This window comes from Paraburkholderia sp., assembly GCF_034668105.1.
In the GTDB taxonomy this organism is placed as follows: Bacteria; Pseudomonadota; Gammaproteobacteria; order Burkholderiales; family Burkholderiaceae; genus Paraburkholderia.
Genome location: NZ_JAXDPY010000373.1, coordinates 1 through 2,943, shown reverse-complemented (window position 1 = coordinate 2,943; position 2,943 = coordinate 1). Strand labels below are relative to the sequence as shown.

The following is a 2,943-nucleotide window of genomic DNA, read 5'->3' as shown; positions in this document are numbered from 1 at the left end:
AGGCGGCTCGCTTGCGCTTCATCCGCCCGCGTGCGTGTTGCGCCATTGCTGCGGGGGTCTCCTCGCCTTCGATCAGTGCCCGCAGCATCGCCTCGCCGGAGACGCCGAACACATCGCTGATCAGGCCCGACAGCTTGACGTTGGCGCTTTCCAGCATCCGGATCAGCCGGTTACGTTCCGCGGCCTGCGCTTGGGAGAGCTTGCGGCGGTAGCGTGTCAGATCGCGCAGATCTCGGATCGGACGCGGCGGCACGAAGCTTCTGGCAATCAGCCCGTGGCGGGCAAGATCGCTGATCCACTCACAGTCCTTCACGTCGGTCTTGCGGCCGGGCACATTCTTGATGTGTTGCGCGTTGCCGACGATCAGGTCGAAGTAGCCCTCGAGTTCGGCGTAAATCGGCCGCCAATAGATGCCGGTGCTCTCCATCGCCACCAGCGTGCAGCCGGACTCCGACAGCCACGCCCGCATCGCCTCCAGGTCCGTTCGGGTGGTGCCGAAGGTGCGCACCTGCTTGTGGGATCGTTTGTTCCCCGGACCGCTGTTCAGGCAGGCCACGACGGTGGCCTGATGAACGTCCAGTCCGGCGCAGCATTCAACGATCGCTTCCATGCTCCTCTCCATGTCGGTGAAAAGTGCAACCGCTTACGCCGCGCAATACAGTCAGACTCTACCCTGCGTCAGCAATTCTAATTCGGTGTCTCTGAGTTTTTTCGATGTTTCGGCTCCGTGTTCAGGGGGGTCAAGTGGCGGGACGGCGTAGGCATGTCTTCAAGGTGGCCGTATCGCCGCCGCGGCGATGGACTTGAGCAGATGGGGCCAGTCCTGGAAGACGACGTAGGTGGTGATGGTTCGCAGATGCTCGAAGAAGCGATACGTGGGACCGCGCGCGACGACAGCGGTGCGCCAGGCGAGGACGCCAAGATAAGCAGCGGTGTGGAATGCGAAGGCGAGCAGGTTGAGGGTAACCAGAACGCTCGCCAGGGTTTTCTTGCCGTGGCCAAAGTTATGTTCGAGGTTGTATCCGTTGGTCTTCAGCACGTTGAAGGTCTCGTTCTCGATCTTCCACCGTGCGCGGCCGCAGGCGGCCAGTTCGCCAACGGTGCAGGGGGTGATCGCGAGATCGGTGACGAAGCTGTTGTAGTAAGTACGCTTGCCTTTAGTGTTGAGGATCTCGATGGAGAACCAATTGACCAAAATAGCATCGTCTGTGGCGCGCAGCGGCACGGCGTTAAGCCAGCGGTAGATAGTGGTCGTGCGCTTGCCGCGTTTGCAGACGGTGTCTCGATGTTCTTGCAGTTCGGCGCCGTGAAGATACTCGGCGATGGTTTTATGCGAAGACGGCTTGCAGGTGAGGATGAAGTTACCCCCGGCGTCTTGAATGGCGGCGGCTATAGGCTGACAGGCAAAAAGATCGTCTCCGAGATAGACCGGCCGCAGGTGAGCGAGACCGGCGCCGTGCCGGGCCAGCCAGCGTTTGGTGGCGTTGCGTTCGCAATCCTGCTTCTCCGCCCCGTCCTGCGGCGCAATGAACTCGGGTGGCAGCGGCAGCACCTGCTTATGGCCCGGTGCGACCATGCTGGCACCGAGGAAAGCGTGGAAGTATTCGGTGCCGCCGTCCGAGCGCCGCCGCGTCGAACACTGCTCGCATTTGATCTTTCGCGAGCAGAAATGCTCGGTTCCGTCGAGCGCGATCAGCACCCGTCCATCCAGACACCGGAACGGCGTCAGCGATCCTGCCGCCTCGATCGCCTTCATGAACAGCCCGTCGAACGCCGCCGGCTTGGCGCCGTCCAGCATCAGGCGGATGTAGTTGTCGGAGGGGATCGCCGCCATGCCGAACAACGTCTCGCAGTTCGACCGGCCGTGCCCCTCCGCCAGCGCCTGCTGATGCCCAAGGAACGACGGGCTTCCCATAAAGAAGATCGAGAATGCCGCCAGACCGATGTCGGCCATCGTGTAGTCGCCGTCACGCCACGGGCCTTTGCGCTGGTCGGGAAGACCCGCGCAGACCTCGCTCAACGCCCCGATCATGTCTGCAACCGCGCTCACCCCACCCTAGAATCGACGATTGAGCTCCGCCGCAAGGGAAAACCACTCCATCCTGTGGGGGTTGGTTAACAAATCCACAACATGTGACATATCGGACTCGGCATATCGTACAAGGCGCCAGCGAACGCGACTCATACGCATTGAAAACCGCTGGTATGTTAGCCCAACATAAGAATGTCCCCTCCGTCCAACATTAGAATGTCCCCTTTTGAGCATGGCTTGGGGGTGGGGACAGCATGTCCGGCGGGATACTGAAAATGAATGCCAAGGAACGGGAGCGAGCGTGCCTTGTGCGCCAGGCGGTTCGGGGTGAACTGAGTCAACGCGAGTGCGCGGAACGTCTGGACATCGGCGTGCGTCAATTCAAGTGGCTTGTCCGAGCCTGGCGCAACGAGGGCGACACGGGTCTGGTTTCGCGTCAGCGTGGCCATCCGTCGCATCGGCGCCTGAGCGAGGCTACGCGCGAGCGGATCGAGGCGCTTTTGCGAAAGAAATACCCGGATTTCGGCGCCACCCTGGCAGCGGAGAAGCTTCTGGAGTTGGACGGCATCAAGGTCTCGATTGAGAAGGTGCGGCGGATCCAGATCGGCCTGGGTCTGTGGCGGCCGAAGACCCGCAGGGCGCGACGCGTGTTCCAGTTACGCCAGCGGCGTCCACGGTTTGGCGAACTGATCCAGATCGATGGCAGTCCGCACGACTGGTTCGAGGGCCGTGGCCCGCGCTGCACGCTGATCGTATTCATTGACGACGCGACGGGTCGGCTGACGGCGTTGCGGTTCGCGCCGGTGGAATCGGGGGCAGCGTATCTAGCCGCCTTGCGTGACCATGTTCTGACGCACGGTCGACCTTTGGCGTTTTACTCGGACCGCCACGGTATTTTCCGGGTCAATGCG

At 61.8% G+C, this 2,943-nt stretch carries 3 protein-coding genes; 1 reads left to right on the top strand and 2 read right to left on the bottom strand.

Features of this window, described 5'->3' with window-relative positions:
• Together QOC89_RS16665 and QOC89_RS16660 are read right to left on the bottom strand one after the other, a co-directional pair.
• Positions 1–610 (bottom strand): IS110 family transposase (locus tag QOC89_RS16665; protein WP_323046018.1); only part of this gene is annotated, 610 nt, incomplete at its 3' end.
• A gap of 159 nt (positions 611–769) precedes the next feature.
• On the bottom strand, positions 770–2,032 hold the full coding sequence (locus QOC89_RS16660; protein WP_323046017.1) for an ISNCY family transposase: 1,263 nt from the start codon (positions 2,030–2,032) through the stop codon (positions 770–772).
• Positions 2,033–2,307: 275 nt separating this feature from the next.
• On the opposite strand from QOC89_RS16660, the gene QOC89_RS16655 reads away from it, so the two are divergent.
• Positions 2,308–2,943: helix-turn-helix domain-containing protein (locus QOC89_RS16655; RefSeq protein ID WP_323046016.1), on the top strand; the 636-nt coding region annotated here is incomplete at its 3' end.

Excerpts from the sequence above, each read along its gene's own strand:
- QOC89_RS16660 (WP_323046017.1), bottom strand. The coding sequence starts at position 2,032 with ATGATCGGGGCGTTGAGCGAGGTCTGCGCGGGTCTTCCCGACCAGCGC.